At 69.7% G+C, this 15151-nt stretch carries 20 protein-coding genes; 7 read left to right on the top strand and 13 right to left on the bottom strand.

Annotation, left to right across the window (positions count from 1 at the left end; all coding sequences use genetic code 11):
- Positions 1-16 precede the first annotated feature (16 nt).
- The 5 genes from AC1HFW_RS15605 to AC1HFW_RS15585 form a co-directional block, all read right to left on the bottom strand.
- Positions 17-544, bottom strand: a complete 528-nt coding sequence (locus tag AC1HFW_RS15605; protein ID WP_479284259.1) for a DUF4189 domain-containing protein — start codon at positions 542-544, stop codon at positions 17-19.
- Between the two features lie 108 nt (positions 545-652).
- The gene (locus AC1HFW_RS15600; RefSeq protein WP_479284257.1) at positions 653-958 is read right to left on the bottom strand and encodes a cupin domain-containing protein; all 306 of its coding nucleotides are present in this window, start codon (positions 956-958) and stop codon (positions 653-655) included.
- A 43-nt stretch (positions 959-1001) separates the two neighbouring features.
- Complete coding sequence (locus AC1HFW_RS15595) at positions 1002-1550, bottom strand: dihydrofolate reductase family protein (protein ID WP_479284256.1); 549 nt, start codon at positions 1548-1550, stop codon at positions 1002-1004.
- 465 nt (positions 1551-2015) lie between these two features.
- On the bottom strand, positions 2016-2279 hold the full coding sequence (locus tag AC1HFW_RS15590; RefSeq protein ID WP_006390414.1) for a hypothetical protein: 264 nt from the start codon (positions 2277-2279) through the stop codon (positions 2016-2018).
- A gap of 110 nt (positions 2280-2389) precedes the next feature.
- A complete protein-coding gene (locus tag AC1HFW_RS15585) occupies positions 2390-3289 on the bottom strand; it encodes a LysR family transcriptional regulator (protein ID WP_479284254.1) in 900 nt (299 codons plus the stop codon).
- Positions 3290-3381: 92 nt separating this feature from the next.
- Between AC1HFW_RS15585 and AC1HFW_RS15580 the strand changes: the two genes are divergently transcribed.
- The 4 genes from AC1HFW_RS15580 (at position 3382) to AC1HFW_RS15565 (ending at position 6306) form a co-directional block, all read left to right on the top strand.
- On the top strand, positions 3382-4392 hold the full coding sequence (locus AC1HFW_RS15580; protein WP_479284252.1) for an NAD-dependent epimerase/dehydratase family protein: 1011 nt from the start codon (positions 3382-3384) through the stop codon (positions 4390-4392).
- A gap of 91 nt (positions 4393-4483) precedes the next feature.
- The gene (locus tag AC1HFW_RS15575; RefSeq protein ID WP_479284250.1) at positions 4484-5389 is read left to right on the top strand and encodes an aldose epimerase family protein; all 906 of its coding nucleotides are present in this window, start codon (positions 4484-4486) and stop codon (positions 5387-5389) included.
- Between the two features lie 76 nt (positions 5390-5465).
- Entirely contained in the window at positions 5466-5822 is a 357-nt protein-coding gene (locus tag AC1HFW_RS15570) for a hypothetical protein (protein ID WP_061073829.1), read from the top strand.
- Positions 5823-5952: 130 nt separating this feature from the next.
- Complete coding sequence (locus tag AC1HFW_RS15565) at positions 5953-6306, top strand: antibiotic biosynthesis monooxygenase (protein WP_006390409.1); 354 nt, start codon at positions 5953-5955, stop codon at positions 6304-6306.
- A gap of 17 nt (positions 6307-6323) precedes the next feature.
- On the opposite strand, the gene AC1HFW_RS15560 is transcribed toward AC1HFW_RS15565, so the two are convergent.
- The 5 genes from AC1HFW_RS15560 to AC1HFW_RS15540 all read right to left on the bottom strand — a co-directional run bounded on the left by AC1HFW_RS15560 (position 6324) and on the right by AC1HFW_RS15540 (position 10353).
- The gene (locus tag AC1HFW_RS15560) at positions 6324-7535 is read right to left on the bottom strand and encodes a DUF418 domain-containing protein (RefSeq protein ID WP_479284249.1); all 1212 of its coding nucleotides are present in this window, start codon (positions 7533-7535) and stop codon (positions 6324-6326) included.
- 2 nt (positions 7536-7537) lie between these two features.
- A complete protein-coding gene (locus tag AC1HFW_RS15555; protein ID WP_479284247.1) occupies positions 7538-7930 on the bottom strand; it encodes a DUF4156 domain-containing protein in 393 nt (130 codons plus the stop codon).
- A 153-nt stretch (positions 7931-8083) separates the two neighbouring features.
- Entirely contained in the window at positions 8084-8389 is a 306-nt protein-coding gene (locus AC1HFW_RS15550; protein ID WP_225856572.1) for a hypothetical protein, read from the bottom strand.
- 117 nt (positions 8390-8506) lie between these two features.
- Complete coding sequence (locus AC1HFW_RS15545; protein ID WP_479284245.1) at positions 8507-9520, bottom strand: zinc-binding alcohol dehydrogenase family protein; 1014 nt, start codon at positions 9518-9520, stop codon at positions 8507-8509.
- 38 nt (positions 9521-9558) lie between these two features.
- A complete protein-coding gene (locus AC1HFW_RS15540; RefSeq protein ID WP_006390404.1) occupies positions 9559-10353 on the bottom strand; it encodes an SDR family NAD(P)-dependent oxidoreductase in 795 nt (264 codons plus the stop codon).
- 112 nt (positions 10354-10465) lie between these two features.
- On the opposite strand from AC1HFW_RS15540, the gene AC1HFW_RS15535 reads away from it, so the two are divergent.
- Positions 10466-11377: a LysR family transcriptional regulator gene (locus AC1HFW_RS15535; protein WP_479284243.1), complete on the top strand. Its 912-nt coding sequence runs from the start codon at positions 10466-10468 to the stop codon at positions 11375-11377.
- 92 nt (positions 11378-11469) lie between these two features.
- On the opposite strand, the gene AC1HFW_RS15530 is transcribed toward AC1HFW_RS15535, so the two are convergent.
- Entirely contained in the window at positions 11470-11976 is a 507-nt protein-coding gene (locus AC1HFW_RS15530; protein ID WP_006390402.1) for a DUF6496 domain-containing protein, read from the bottom strand.
- Between the two features lie 190 nt (positions 11977-12166).
- On the opposite strand from AC1HFW_RS15530, the gene AC1HFW_RS15525 reads away from it, so the two are divergent.
- Positions 12167-12385 (top strand): dodecin, encoded by a 219-nt coding sequence (locus AC1HFW_RS15525; protein ID WP_006390401.1) that lies wholly within the window; start codon positions 12167-12169, stop codon positions 12383-12385.
- Between the two features lie 968 nt (positions 12386-13353).
- On the opposite strand, the gene AC1HFW_RS15520 is transcribed toward AC1HFW_RS15525, so the two are convergent.
- Together AC1HFW_RS15520 and hpxZ are read right to left on the bottom strand one after the other, a co-directional pair.
- Complete coding sequence (locus tag AC1HFW_RS15520) at positions 13354-13908, bottom strand: NADPH-dependent FMN reductase (protein ID WP_061073833.1); 555 nt, start codon at positions 13906-13908, stop codon at positions 13354-13356.
- An 81-nt stretch (positions 13909-13989) separates the two neighbouring features.
- A complete protein-coding gene (gene hpxZ / locus AC1HFW_RS15515; RefSeq protein WP_238891439.1) occupies positions 13990-14367 on the bottom strand; it encodes an oxalurate catabolism protein HpxZ in 378 nt (125 codons plus the stop codon).
- Between the two features lie 207 nt (positions 14368-14574).
- On the opposite strand from hpxZ, the gene AC1HFW_RS15510 reads away from it, so the two are divergent.
- Positions 14575-15120: an antibiotic biosynthesis monooxygenase gene (locus tag AC1HFW_RS15510; RefSeq protein ID WP_479284239.1), complete on the top strand. Its 546-nt coding sequence runs from the start codon at positions 14575-14577 to the stop codon at positions 15118-15120.
- The last annotated feature ends 31 nt before the right edge of the window (positions 15121-15151 follow it).

Here is a 15151-nt window from a genome sequence, read left to right as displayed (position 1 = left end):
CTTGCAGGGCGGCGGGCTATTGCACCCGTACCGGCATGCTGCAATCGGAGAAGAATACCTCGCAGGCGCCGCCGCTTTCCCGCTTGCACTCGGCGAGCGTCATGTCCGTCGCGGCCTCGAGCGTGGGGGCGAAGCGGGAGACGGCGATGCCGTTGCCCCAGACGATCACGCCGCATTGGTTGGCGTACGAGACCTGCACGCGGCAGTCGCCGCCGCCCTTCTTGGCGCATTGCGCCACGGAGTCGTCCTCGGCCCGTTGCCGGCTCGTCCTGCTGCCGGCCACGCCAACCTTGCCGCTGACCGCATCCATGGCGATAGCGCCCCAGCGTTGTTCCCAGCGGACCTGCGGCGGTGGTGGTGGCGGTGGCGCGGAGTCGCCACCCGGTACCTGGTACAGGCCGGGAATCGGAATGCACTGGGCGGTGCCCAGCGCCGCCATGGTGTAGCCGTCCGGACAGCCTTGCTCGGCCGTTGCCGGGCGCGTCAAGGCCAGCCCGAAAGCCAGGGTCGCGAATGCCAGGATGGGAAGAGAACGACGTTTCATGGGAACGCCCCGCGATGACCGACGCTGTCGGGATGCGCGGATACTAGCGACTCCGGCAACGGGTGGCAATATGCGCCGCGCAAGGGGGACGGGTCGGCCGCCGCGGCTTCAGCTGCCGACGGGGTCGACGATCACCAGCACCCCGTGGCTGCCCGCGGCGACGGCATGCGGCACGCCCGCGGGCGCCAGGTACATCTCGCCCGCCGCCACCGCGATTTCTTCTCCCTGCACCGACAGGCGCAGCGCGCCGCTGATGACGATCAGGGCTTCGTTGTAGTCGTGCGTTTCGGCCGGGGAGGATTGGCCGTCCATCTTCAGGACCTTGATATTGCAGTCGCCGGCTTCGCCGAGCACGCGCGATTTCCACGTGGCGGACAGGCTGTCGGCGAGGTCGGCGAGATTGAGCAGGGGCATGGTGGGCTCGGAGTGGGAAAGGGCGTAGCGCCTTGATGTCACGTCATGCGTACAGGAGCTTATAGCGCGACTGGACGAATCCGAACGGGTAGGCCTGGGTGACGATGTGCTGCAACGCCACGTCGGCGTCGAGTTCGCCAAACAACCGGCGGCCGCCGCCGATCAGGACCGGGATGGTGGTGACGGTGATCTCTTCCAGCAACCGCGCCTGGATGAAGGCCTGCACCGTCTTGCCGCCATCGATGTACAGGCCGCGGCAGCCGTCTTGCGCGGCGCGCGCCAGCAGCTCGTCGAGGGAGCCGTTGTGCAGCCGGACCGAGGCGGGCGTCTCCGTCGGCAGGGCCGTCCAGCCGCGGCTCAGCACGTAGACGGGCAGGTCGCCGTAGGGCCATTCCGGGAAGGACGCGACCTTTTCAAAGGTCGAGCGGCCCATGACCAGCGCGTCGATGGTGCGCATGTAGGCGGCGTAGCCGCAGTCCTCGCCAGCCGTGACGGACTGGTTGGCGGCGTCGAGCCAGTCGAGGCCGCCATCCTGGCGAGCGATGTAGCCGTCCAGGCTGGTGGCGATGAATGAGGTGCAAGCGGGTTTCATTGGGCTCGGAAATCGGCGGCGCGGCGGGCCCATGAACGGCCGCGGGCAACAGGCGGGCGACCGGCCAGGGCCGGCGATGGCCTGGGTTCAGCGGGTAGGGAGGGGCGACAGGGCTGGCCGGGAGGAAACCTGGCCGGAAACGATGAAAGTGGCGGGTCGCGCAGCGCCGCGGCCGTGTGCTCACGGCGGGGAAGACCCGAGGAATGGCGGGGGAACGGCCTGCCTGGCGCGTGGCCGGGCAGCGGCGATGGCCGGCGGGAGAGACGCGGCCTCAGGCTTCCTGGCCGTACCCGAAGGGCCAGCGGCGGCGGGTGGGTTCGGGCTTGGCGGTATCTTCTTGCATGTTTTTCTCCGTAGGGTGCATTCGGGGGAATTCTATTTCCCAAGATGTAACAGCATTGCAAGGGATGGTTAGCACTCGCTCGGGGCGGGCCCAGCGGGCGAGGCGCTTTCTCGGAACGGGCCCTAGTCGGCCGCGAACAGCGTGACCTGGCGCTCGAGCGCGTAGGTGGCGCGGTAGCTGGCGGGCGTGGCGCCGCGGTCGATCAGCAGCAGGCCTTCGCGCTCGGCGGCGGCCAGCACTTCGCGCAGCTTCTGACCGCCTTCAAGGCCGGTGGCTTCGCACAGGCGGTCCAGGGGCAGGTAGTCGCCGTTCTTGACGCCGGACAGGCGCGGGAAGGCGCTGAGCCAGATGCTGCGGCTGGGCGGGGAATTGATCAGACTGGTCATGGGTCGGGGTTCCCTTGCGGTCGGATAACTGTATGGATGAACAGTATATCCGAACGTCGGACCAAGTCCCGGTGGGGATGTCGCAGCGCCGCCGGCGCGGGCGGCGAGCGCTAGCCGCCCGCGCCGGTATGGGCCAGCAGGCAGGCCACCAGCGCGTCGAAGACCGCCTTGCACCGGGGGCTGGCGCGCAGGTCTTCGTGCATGGTGATCCAGGTTTCCAGCTGGAACGCGGCCTGCTTCGGCAGCACGCGCACCAGCTGTTTGTCGCGGCGCGCCAGCGCCGCCTGGCAGACGCCGATGCCGGCGCCGGCGCGGATCAGGGCCAGTTGCGCCAGGTCGCTGTCGGCGCGCAGGGCGAAGCGGTCGCGGCTCCAAGGGATCGGAAAGCGCTTGCTGGCGCCGCGCAGGAAGGGCGTCTCGGTGTCGTAGCCGATCAGGGCGTGGCTGGCCAGGTCGGCCAGCGTGGCGGGCGTGCCGTGGCGGCGCAGGTAGTCCTTGCGGGCGTAAAGGCCGATCTCGACATGGCCGACCGGACGCGCGATCAGCTGTTCCTGTTTCGGCGGGGCCATGCGCACGGCGATGTCGGCCTCGCGCAGCAGCAGGTTCTGCACGCGGTTGGTGGGCGCCAGTTCGATGGTCAGGCGCGGGTGTTCCTGGCGCAGGCGTGCCAGCACCGGGGGCAGCACTTCGATGCCGATGACTTCGCTGGCCGAGATCCGCACGGTGCCGGCCACGCCCGGGCCCTGCGCGGCGGCCGCGCGTTCCAGGGCCGCGGCGTGGCTGTGCATGGCCTCGGCGTAGCCGCGCAGCGACTGGGCGGCGTCGGTGGCCAGCAGGCCGGTCTGCGAGCGGGTGAACAGCACCTGGCCAAGGGCGCGTTCGAGCGCCGCGATGTGGCGGCCGACCGTGGGCTGGGTGATGTCGAGCGTGCGCGCGGCGCCGGACAGCGAGCCCTCGGCGAGCACGGCGAGAAAGCTGCGGTAGAGTTCCCAGCCGATCGGTTTGGTCATGCATAAATGTATAGCTGCGAGGCTAGGTTCGGCAATTTATTTTGTATGGCCGCCGCGCCAGAATGGTCGCCATGGACTCACGGGAGATGACCATGACGACGATCGAATCGGGCCGGCCCGGCACCGCGCTGGTGCTGGGCGCCACGGGCGGGGTGGGCGGCGAGGCGGCGCGCCAGTTGCGCGACGCCGGCTGGGGCATCCGCGCCCTGGCGCGCGGGCTGGTGACGGAAATGGCGCAGCGCGACGGCATGACGTGGCTGCGCGGCGATGCCATGAACCGCCAGGACGTGGCGCGGGCGGCGCTGGGATGCGAGGTGATCGTGCATGCGGTCAATCCGCCCGGCTACCGCCGCTGGGGCGAGCTGGTGCTGCCGATGATCGACAACACCATCGCGGTGGCGAGCGCCCAGGGCGCGACGATCGTGCTGCCGGGCACGATCTACAACTACGGACCGGACGCGTTTCCGCTGCTGCGCGAGACCTCGCCGCAGCATCCGCTGACGCGCAAGGGCGCGATCCGGGTGGAGCTCGAGCGCCGCCTGCAGGTGGCCAGCGCGCATGGCGCGCGCGCCCTGGTGCTGCGGGCCGGCGATTTCTTCGGTCCGCGGGCCGGCAACAACTGGTTCTCGCAAGGGCTGGTCAAGCCGGGGCGGCCGTTGAAGCGGGTGAGCGTGCCGGGCGCGCCCGGGGTGGGGCATCAATGGAGCTACCTGCCGGACGTGGGCCGGACGCTGGTCGAACTGCTGGGGCGGCGCGAGGCGCTGGCGCCGTTCGCGGCGTTCCACATGGCGGGGCATTGGGATCCGGACGGCACGCGGATGGCCGAGGCGATCGTGCGGGTGGCGCGCCGCCACGGGGCCGAGCCGCGGGTGGGCGCGTTTCCGTGGGGGCTGCTGCGGCTGGCGGCGCCGTTCTCGCAGACGCTGCGCGAAATGATGGAGATGCGCTACCTGTGGCGCCAGCCGCTGCGCATGGACAACACGCGCCTGATCGATGTGCTGGGCGCCGAGCCGCACACGCCGCTGGACGACGCGGTGGCGGCGACGCTGCGCGGGCTGGGGTGCCTGCCGCAAGCGCTGCCGGCGACGCCCGCCACGGCCTGACTCGGGTTGCGGCGCGCGCGGCTTGCTGGCGCCGGACCGCGCCATGCACAATGGCGCCACGCGGCCGTTCGCAGCGCCGCGGGAGCGCCTGATGCCTGATTTGCCTTTTCCCGCCACGCTGGACGCCAGCGAACGCGTGACCATTGCCCACGGTTCCCACCGCGCCGAGTTCGCGCCGGGCGGGGGCGGACGCCTGACCCGGTTGTCGACGGGCGAGCATGACTGGATCGTGCCGCTGGCCGAGACGGATTGGCCGCCGGCGCAATGGCCGCGCGCCGGGTCGTATCCGCTGACGCCGTACTCGAACCGGGTGCGCGATGGCGTGTTCACCTTCCAAGGCGAGCGCCACGCGCTGCAATCGCTGCCGGGGCGGCCGCAGGCGATCCATGGCGGCGGCCTGTACCTGCCCTGGCAGGTGCGCCACCTGGCCGATGACGCGGTCGACCTGGTGCTGCAACAGCCGGCCGGCGTGCTGGGCTGGCCGTGGCCGTATGAGTGCGTGCAGCGCTACCGGCTGGATTCGCGCGGCCTGTCGCTGACGCTGTTGATGATCAACCAGGGCGATGCGCCGATGCCGTTCGGCTGCGGCATCCATCCGTATTTCACCGCCGAGCGGGTGGCGCTGCATGCGCGCCGCGCGTGGCCGACGGACGCGGACGGCCTGCCCGGCGCCAGCCAGACGACGCACGTGCGCGAGCTGGGCCAGTCGGCCGAGGGCTGCGATACCTATCTGTCGCAGTGGGGCGGACGCGCCACGCTGCACTGGTCGGACGGGCACGAACTGGCGTTGCACGCCGACGCGGCGTTCGCGCACCTGGTGGTCTACACCGCGCCGGGCTCGGATTTCCTGTGCGTGGAGCCGGTGACCAACGTGGCCGATGCCTTCAACCTGGCGGCGGCGGGCGAGACCCGCACCGGGCTGCAAGTGCTGGCGCCGGGCGAGCGCTTCAGCGCGACGATGCTGCTGGGGCTGCGGCCGCCGCGCGGCGCGCGTTGAAGCCGGCGGCGATGCCGCTGGCAACGGCCGGAAGCTCCGGCGATAATCCGGCAAAACCCAATCCAGGAGTCGTTACGTGAAAAAGCTCAGCACCGAACAATTGCAGGCGGCGGCCGAGACGCTGCGCCGGGTGCAGGCGAGGCTGGCCCGTTCGGGCAGCCTGCCGCTTGAGCCGACCATCTATGCCAGCGCCAAGGGCTTTCGCCGCACCGTGCCCGACTACGTCTGGTCGTGGCTGTCGGGCCTGCTGGCGCCGCACAAGAGCCTGTCGGCCTGGATGGACGCGCACCAGCCGGGCTGGCGCGACGGCAAGACGCCGGCCGCGGCGGTGTATGCCCGCACCGAGAACGGCTGGTTCGAGTGGCTGATCAGCCAACTGGAAACCGAGATCAACGATCCCCACGCCCGCGCCCGGCGCGACGGGCACGCCTGACCGGGGAAATTCGGAAAGGAACGCGGCGCGATTGCGGACGGCCATGTCCGTACTCTCGCGCCCGCCGGCCTCTTTTTCGCGGCGCCGCGCCGGGCCATAGTGTTGCCTGTTTTTCACCGCAGGAGCCGACATGGCCTTTCCCGTTTCAGCCAGCTTCAAGCCCGCGCCGGATGGCACGGTGTTCATCGTCAACGTGATCCATGCCCACCCGGGCCGGCAGGAGGACGCCTTCCTGGCGATCCAGGACGTGGTGCATTACGTCGCGCGCACCAAGCCGGGCTTCCTGTGGAGCAACCTGGCCAAGAGCACGGACGGCAAGACCGTGGTGAACATCGAGGCGATCTCGGGCGCGGGCAAGGTCGACGAATTCTTTTCCGATCCGGTGTTCCTGGAGAAATTCCGCAAGCTCGATGCGGTATCGACCAGCGAGTTCCACACCTACCAGGTCGATGACCTGGTGTTGCCCGGGCTGCCGGCGGCCTGAGCCGGCCGGCGCGGCGGCTAGGGCGGCAGCGTCGGCAGGCGCATGGCCTGCCAACGGCCCGCCGCGGCGCTGCGCCAGAGCCATTCACAGGGCCCCAGGGCGTAGCGCCCGAGCCACCAGGCGCTGGCCAGCGCCTGGACCATGAACAGCAGCACGCCCAGCGCCAGGATGCGCGGCAGGCTGGCGTCGGGCCCAAGCCCCAGGCCGATTCCGTAGAACAGGCCGATCGCCAGCACGCTCTGGCCCAGGTAGTTGGTCAGCGCCATGCGGCCGACCGGCGCGAACAGCGACAGGACGCGGCGCGCCCGCGGCGACTGGAACAGCAGCACGAAGCCCGCCATGTAGCCCAGGCCCAGCGCCAGCGACGCCAGGCCGCGCAGGACGCGCGCCAGGTCGCGTCCCGGGCCGCCGGCCCACCAGCCATCGGTGAACAGGATGGCGCCGTCGCGCAGCAGCACGAAGGCAGTGGCGGGCACCCCCACCAGGAAGGCGGCGCCCGCCAGCCGGCGCCAGGCGGCCAGATGCGCCGCCGGGTCGAGGAACAGGCCGGTGCGGCCCAGCGCCGCGCCGATCATCAGGCGGCCCATCACGAAGAGCAGCAGGCTCCAGTTGGCGATGCGCATGCGCAGGTCGTAGTCGAGATTGGCGGCCCAGGCGCGCATCAGGTCGGGCGCACTGAAGGCCGAGAGCGCGGCGGCTGCCGCCTGCGCCGAGGGCGTTTGCGGCGGCAGCGCCTGGCGCGCCAGCGGCAGCAGCAACGGCCAGGCGAACAGGGCCAGGGCCGCGCCGACGATCGCCAGCCGCCGGGCGGACCAGCCGGCCATGGGCAGCATCAGCAGGCCCAGCAGCGCGTAGTAGCGCAGGATGTCGCCCCACCACACCAACCACGCGTGTAGCAGGCCGATGGCGAGCAGCAGCAGCAGGCGCACGGCGTGGCGCGGGCGGCGGCCCGGCGCGCACGGCGCCGGACCCAGCTGCAGCGCGAAGCCGACCCCGAACAGCAGCGCGAACAGGGTGGCGGCCTTGGCGTCGATCAACGCCGCCATCAACCCCTGCGCGGCGAGATCGACCGGGCTGGCGCTGGCCGCCGGCGGCAGGAAGTCATGCAGCGAAAAGGCGCGCAGGTTGGCCAGCAGCACGCCCAGCAGCGCGACGCCGCGCAGCGCGTCCAGCACCTCGAGCCGGGCCGGCGCGCCGGCGCGCGGCGGCGTTGCCGCGGGAGATGCCATGCCTACTTGACGAGGATGGCGCGGCCTTCGACGAACTGAGCCGTGGTGCTGTTGCTGGAGATCTGGCCCGAGTCCTTGTTGTAGGTGACGTCGGTGCCGGTGGTGCGCGCGCCGTTGCCGGTCAGCAGCACGCCGTTGGCGCCCAGGCTGGCGGCCTGCTTCTTCAATTCCTCGATGGCGTATTCCATCGATTCCTGGGCGGTGAGGCCGGCCGAACTCTCGGCCTTGACCAGGCCGACCACTTCATACGGCGCACGCGGCGGATCGGAATAGAACCTGACCGCCGACGCCAGCGAGGGCGCATGGCGGTTGCCGGTGGGAATGGCGGTGCCGTCGGCGCACCCGGCGCACAGGGCCGCCATCGACATGAGCATGGCTGCTCTGGCTACTTTCATGGATCGATCTCCTGGAGGCGTCGCGGGCCGTCGGCCGGCCGGACACGTGCCATTCTGGCGCCGGCGGCGCGCCAGGCTTTGCGCAATTTGATCGAGCTGTGTGAAGAAACGTAGAGCGGCGCCGACAGGATGTAACGGCGGCGCGGGGAGGGGTCAGGCGCGGGCCCGGGCGCGCGCCAGGGCGGCGCGCACGTGCCGCGCCACCAGCACCAGCAGTTCCTGCACCGCGGCCACCAGCAGGGCGGCCAGGATCGAGCCGAGCACCAGCGCGTCCCACAGGCGGGGCGGGCCGACCCGGAACTGGATGGTGTCGAACACCAGCCCGGCGGTGATGCCGGCGACGATGACGGCCTTCCAGCCTTGCAGCGGCACCAGCCGCAGCATCAGCAGGGCGACCGCCACCATGCCCCAGAGCATCGGTTCCAGCGCTTGTTCGAACAGGTGAGAAATCAGAGCCAACTCCCGAAAGCGCGGCGGCGGGCTGGCAGCCCGCGGCGCGCAGTCGAGTTTTTACCTCTTTCTTCGTTGTAATGCGAGACGCCCGTCCCAATTTTTTCGGGGGACGGGGAGGACGCCTCAGAAGCCTTCCAGCACCACCTTGCCGCGCGCCTTGCCGCTTTCGATGAAGGCGTGGGCGCGGCGCAGGTTTTCGGCGTTGATGCGGCCGTAATGTTCGCCCAGCGTGGTGCGCAGGGTGCCGTTGTCGATCAGTCGCGCGGCCTGGTTCAGCAGTTCGTGCTGGGCGATCAGGTCGGGCGTGTCGTGCAGCGGCCGGGCGAACATGAATTCCCAGTGCAGCGAGGCCGACTTGCCCTTGAGCAGGCGCACATCGATGGCCGTGGGATCGTCGATCAGCGCGATCTTGCCTTGCGGCGCGATGGCCTCGGCCAGCTGCGGGAAGTGCTGGTCGGTCTGGGTCAGGCCGGCGATGAAGCTGACCTGCGGATGGCCGATGCGCTTGAGTTCCTCGGCCAGCGGGCGGGTGTGGTCGATGACGTGATGGGCGCCCAGCTCGGTGACCCAGGCCTGGGTCTCGGGCCGCGAGGCGGTGCCGATGATGGTCAGCCCGGTCAGCTGGCGCGCCAGTTGCACCAGGATCGAGCCGACGCCGCCGGCCGCGCCGACGACCAGCAGCGAGCCCTGGCTGGGGGCGGCGTTGTCGAGCACGCGCAGGCGGTCGAACAACAGTTCCCAGGCGGTGATGGTGGTCAGCGGCAGCGCGGCGGCCTGGGCGAAGTCCAGGCTCTGCGGCATGCTGCCGACGATGCGTTCGTCGACCACGTGCAGCTCGCTGTTGGCGCCGGGGCGCGTCAGGGCGCCGGCGTACCAGACGCGGTCGCCGGGCGCGAACAGGCTGGTCTTGGCGCCGACGGCGCGCACGATGCCGGCGGCGTCCCAGCCGATGATCTCGGGCTGGCCGTCCTTGGGCTTGCGGTTGGCGCGGATCTTCACGTCCACCGGATTGACGGAAATGGCTTTGACCTCGACCAGCAGGTCATGGTCGCCCGGCACGGGCTCGGGCGCGGTGATGTCCTGCAGCGATTGCGGATCGGTGGCGGGCAGGTTCTGGAAGTAGGCGATGGCTTTCATGAAAGGATCTCGGAATGGGAGAGAGGGGGCGTTGGGGATCAGGCGATGGTGCGGACCACGCCGCCATCGACGCGCAGGGCGGCGCCGTTGGTGGCCGAGGACTGGCGCGAGCAGGTGTAGACGACCATGTTGGCCACTTCCTCCACCGTCGCCAGCCGGCGCAGCAGCGAGCTGGGGCGGTGCTGGGCGATGAAGTCGCGTTCCATCTGGTCTTGCGGCAGGCCCTGTTCCCTGGCCATTTCGGCGAAGAAGTCGACCACGCCCTCGGAGCGGGTCGGGCCGGGCAGCACGGCGTTGACGGTGACGCCGCTGCCGGCGGTCAGTTCGGCCAGGCCGCGCGAGACGCCCAGCAGCGCGGTCTTGCTGACGCCGTAGTGGATCATCTCGGCGGGAATGTGCAGCGCCGATTCGCTGGAGATGAAGACAATGCGGCCCCAGTCGGCGGCCAGCATGCGCGGCAGGTAATAGCGCGACAGGCGCACGCCGCTCATGACGTTGGTGTCGAGCATGTAGCGCCAGTCGTCGTCGGTGATCTCGGTGAAGGACTTGGGCGCGAAGTAGCCGGCGTTGTTGACCAGGATGTCGATGTCGGGATGGGCGGCGCAGATCGAGGCGGCGCCGTCGGCGGTGGACAGGTCGGCCTGCACGGTATGGACCTGGGCGCCCGGGTGCTGGCGCGCGATGGCGTCCGCGGCCTGCTTGAGCTTGTCGGCGTTGCGGCCATGCAGCACCACCTGGGCGCCGGCCTCGGCCAGGCCCTGGGCGATGGCCAGGCCGATGCCGCCGGACGAGCCGGTGACCAGGGCTTTTTTGCCGTCGAGTTCGATTTTCATGGGGGACTCCAAAAGCGTTGCGGGGGTGACGCCATCATTACCCAGTGGCGGACGATGAAAAACCGGCTAGCATCGGACTCAGTTTCAATATTTCTTTGAAAATGGACCCCTCATGGTTCGGTTTGAAGACCTGCGCATCTTTGTCGCCGCGGCCGACCACGGCAGCTTTTCGGCCGCCGCGCGCGAGCTGGACCTGACGCCGGCGGTGGCCAGCGCCGCGCTCAAGCGGCTGGAGCTGTCGCTCGAAACCCGCCTGTTCGTGCGCTCGACGCGCAGCCTGCGGCTGACCGGCGACGGCGAGCGCTACCTGGAATACGCGCGCGCCGCGCTGTCGAGCCTGCAGGCCGGCCAGAGCGCGCTGGCGCGCGACAAGACCGCGATCTCCGGCACGCTGTCGGTGGCGATCCCGTCGGACCTGGGGCGCCACGTGCTGCTGCCCTGGCTGGACGACTTCCAGCAGCAGCATCCGCGCGTGAACTTCCAGGTGCGCATCAGCGATCGCCTGGCGGACCTTTACCGGCAGCCCGTCGACATCGCGCTGCGCTATGGCACGCCGGGCGACTCCGGCCTGGTGGCGCTGCCGCTGAGCGAGCACAACCGCCGCGTGGTGTGCGCGTCGCCGGCCTATTTCGCGCGTCACGGCATGCCGCGTTCGCCGGCCGACCTGCGGCGCCACAACTGCCTGTGCTTCGTGCTGGGCGAGTCGCTGCACGACCGCTGGGCCTTCGAGCACGAGGACGGCGCGCTGACCGTGCCGGTCAAGGGCGACCGGGTGGGCGACGACGGCGACCTGGTGCGGCGCTGGGCGCTGGCCGGCCATGGCGTGGCCTACAAGTCGCGCTTCGACGTGCTGAGCGACCTGCGCGCGGGCCGGCTGGCGCAGGCCTTGCCCGACTACACCGGCGAGCCTTCGCCGCTGTACCTGCTGTGCGTGCACCGCATGCTGCTGTCGCCCGCGGTCAAGCGCCTGCGCGAATTCCTGCAGGCGCGCCTGCGCGAGTTCGAGGCGGGCGCCGCCGCATGACCGGCGCGCATTGACGCGCGGGCCATGATGCGCGGCCCATGATGTGCGGGCGATGATGCGCGGGCGATGACGGTCACGCCATCGGGCGCCGCTCAGTGATGCGCGGCCGCGCGCTGGTTGGCGGCGCGGGTGCGCGCGGCTTTCTTGGCCGCGGCCGAGCGTCCCGCCGCGCCCTTGGTGGCGGCGGCCTTCTTCGCGGCGGCGGAGCGGTCCGCGGCCGTGCGCGTGGCGGCGGTCTTGGACGCCTGGCGCGACAGCGCGGACTTGGACGCCGGCTTGGCGCTTTCGCGCTTGAGCGCGCGCGTGGTGGCGCGGGCGCGGGTGCCGGACTTGGCGTGCCCGTCGTGCGCCGCCGCGCTGTCCTGCGCGGCCTTGCGGCGGGTCGTCGCGCTGGCCTTCTTCGGCGTCGGCAGGTCGACGCCGGCGCGGCGCGCTTTCGACAGGCCGATGGCGATGGCCTGCTTGGTCGAGCGCACGCCATGCTTGCCCTCGCGCACGTGCTCGATTTCCTCGCGGACGAATTCGCCCGCCTGGGTGGATGCGGATTTGCCTTGCTTCCTGTCGCGCTCGGCGCGTTGCAGCGTTTTTCGTTCCGGCATGACAACCTCCTGGCTTGCGTTGCGGAAAGCGGGTTCCGGGCCGCGGCCGAGGCCGCGTCGACGGAACTCGTAACACCACTCTATGCCCGCGGGGGTATCCTGTGTGTTCGAATGGATTGCCGGTCGTAAGCGCCGGAACCCCGTGCGCGGCCGGTGATTCGCAACGCTTCCCCCTCAACGGAGACGAGCTATGTCGAATCATGTCTACAAGCAGATCGAACTGGTGGGTTCTTCCACCAAGTCCACCGACGATGCCATCAGCAAGGCGATCGAGCGCGCATCGGAAACGCTGCGGCACCTGGATTGGTTCGAGGTCACCGAGGTGCGCGGCCATATCAAGGACGGCAAGGTGGCGCATTGGCAGGTCGGCCTGAAGATCGGCATGCGCCTGGAAGGCGACGACGTCTGACGCCTTTGGGTGGCGCGTGGCGCGATTCGCGGGCATGAACGCCGGCGGATCGCGCGCGGCTGCCGTGCGGCGATTGCTCCTTTTTTGAGCGGCCCTTCCAAGTGCTTGCCAGACAAGGTTTTTTTCAGCTTGTCATGAGCCTGTTCAGAGGTTTGTCCACATTCCGTGGGGACAAATCCGGCGGCGCCTGATTGTCTGCGCCTGTCCTGTCGGGCCGGCTCGTCGCCGAGCCCGGCCTGGGCGTTTATTGCCCGCTGCCCGCAAGGCCTTGGCGGCAAAGGGATTTTTGCGACTGCCCGCAGGCTGTCCTCAGCCTTATCCACATTTCCCGGGGACAACCTGGCGTCACCGGAGGGCGGTTTGGGCCTTTCTTGACCACCCCTTGCAGGTCTTTGATGTGCAAGGGAAAACCGTAGCTGCCCTCATTCTGTCCTCATGCTTGTCCACAGAATGCTGGGACAAATGCACAGGCGCGTCGGGCGGCGGCGGCGACGCCCCGAAAAGCGCCGGTTTGCGCCCCGCGACGGTGGATAAGTGCGCCAGAAATCATCCATTGGATGGATTGCGCATTTTTTGACCGCAGGGTGCAAGTGCTTGTTGCCACGGGGTTTTTCGCAACTCCCCCATGGCTGTCCTCAAGCTTCTCCACAGTTGCCGGGGATATGTGGGCCCCCACGCGGCGCGCTGCGCGCTTGCTGCCCCCCGAGGGGGCTGCCCGGCCTTCGGGCGGCCGGGCGGCCGGGCGGCTATTTTTGCGGCGAGGGGGCGCTGCGCGCGGTGGGGGGCGCCGTCGCGGCATCGGGGCATGGGGGCGTGGGCTTTTGTCGGCGCGGAAATCCGTTGTGGGTTGTCTTGGTCTCGCGCATAAAAAAAGCCCTCCGGCTTGGGCCGGAGGGCTTGATCGCCCGGAGGTAGACGGGCGATCGGTGCCGGGCGGGGAGGCGCCCCTGACCCGGCAACGGCGGCGATCAGCTGTTGAACTTCTTGATCCAGTCGACGTAGCGGTCGATCCAGCCTTGCAGGAACTTGCGCGTGCCTTCGTTGGTGATGTTGTACTGGTCATCGACCAGGCCATCGGTGTACTGCAGGAAGACTTCCGGCGTGGTCAGGGCCACGGCGCCTTCGGCGGCCAGGATGTTGCGCAGGTGCTGCTGCATGAGCGCGGTGCCGGCGGCGCTGGGCGAGGTGCCGAGGATGCCGACGGCCTTGCCAGCCCACGAATTCTGGCCCCACGGGCGCGTGCCCCAGTCGATCGCGTTCTTGATGGCGGCGGGCACCGAGCGGTTGTGCTCGGGCGAGACGAACAGGATGCCCTGGGCGTCGAGGATCTGCTGCTTGAGCTTGGCGGCCGGGGCGGGCAGGTTGTTCTCGTTGTCCTGGTTGTACAGCGGCACATCGCCAAGGCTGACATACTCGAACTTGAAGTCCGCGGGGACCAGCTTTTCCAGCGCACGGGCCAGGCGCAGGTTGATCGACGCGGCGCGCAGGCTGCCGACGAAGACAGCGATCTTGTAGGTGCTCATGGGGCGGGTGCTCCTGGGGACGGGGGAAGGCCCAGTGTAGACCCGTCCTCATGACCACTCAATGGCGGCGGATCAATAAGGTTATGGGCTCATCAGGCTGACGTGCGCCGAGACCACGCGCCAGCCTCGCGGCGTGCGCATCCAGGTCTGGCTCTGGCGGCCGACGCGGTCGCTGCCGTCGCGCTGGAACTCGATGTTGGTGGTGGCGAAGTCGTGGCCATAGGTGGTGATGGCGGTGCGCAGTACCTGGCGCGCCAGGCCCTGCGGCGAACGGCCGGCGCGGAAGGCGCGGATGGCGTCGTAGCCGTAGAGGTTTTCGCCGGCGCCGTAGCGCAGCGTGTGGGGGCTGTTCCAGAACAACTCGTCCAGCACCTCGACCTGGTTGGCGACCAGGGCGGCTTCATAGCGCGCAAAGGCCACGGTGACCTCGGCGACGACGTCGGGCAGGTTGATATCCATGTGAAGGTCAGGCTCCGTGTTGATGGCACCATTGTGGTGCGCGATTCAGGGTAATCACCAATATGGGGTGTGTTGCGGTGCGCAAATCCGGCCCCGTCGTGCCGTGACCACGCTGCGCGCGGGCGGATGCTGCGGTGCAAGGCTGGCACGCGGCTTGCTAGGGTTTACACCACATAACACGCTGCACGCCGCCCCAGGAGTTTCACCATGTCCAGTTCCGCCGTTCCCGCCCCGGTCACCATGCTGGTCACCCGGCACATTACGCCCGAACGCTACAGCGATTTCCTGACCTGGATGCGCCAGGGCGAGATCCTCGCCGCCGGCTTTCCGGGTTTTCTCGGCTCGGGCGTGCTGCAACCGCCCGAGGGCGGCGACCAATACCAGATCGTGCTGCGTTTCAATGACGAGGCCAGCCTCAACCGCTGGGAGCAATCGCTGCCGCGCCGCATGTGGCTCGAACGCGGCGCCGCGCTGGTGCGCGCCAGCCACGCGCGCCGCGTGAGCGGCATGGACAGCTGGTTCGGCCCGCAGGGCAACACCGGCGCGCCGCCTCGCTGGAAGCAGGCCGTGAGCATCTGGCTGGCGTACTTTCCGGTGCTGCTGGCGTTCACGCTGCTGGTGAGCGAACACCTGAGCGCCTTGCCGGTGTTCTGGCGCGCGCTGATCACCAGCGTGACCATGACGCCGGTGATGGTGTTCGTCTGCATTCCGTTCGTGACGCGGCGGCTGGGCCGCTGGCTGCGGCCGCGCTGACGCGGCCGCGAGCGGGCGCCGTGGCCCGGCC

The sequence above is a fragment of the Achromobacter sp. ISS7 genome, from assembly GCF_056523125.1.
This window is presented reverse-complemented; position numbering and strand designations above follow the sequence as displayed.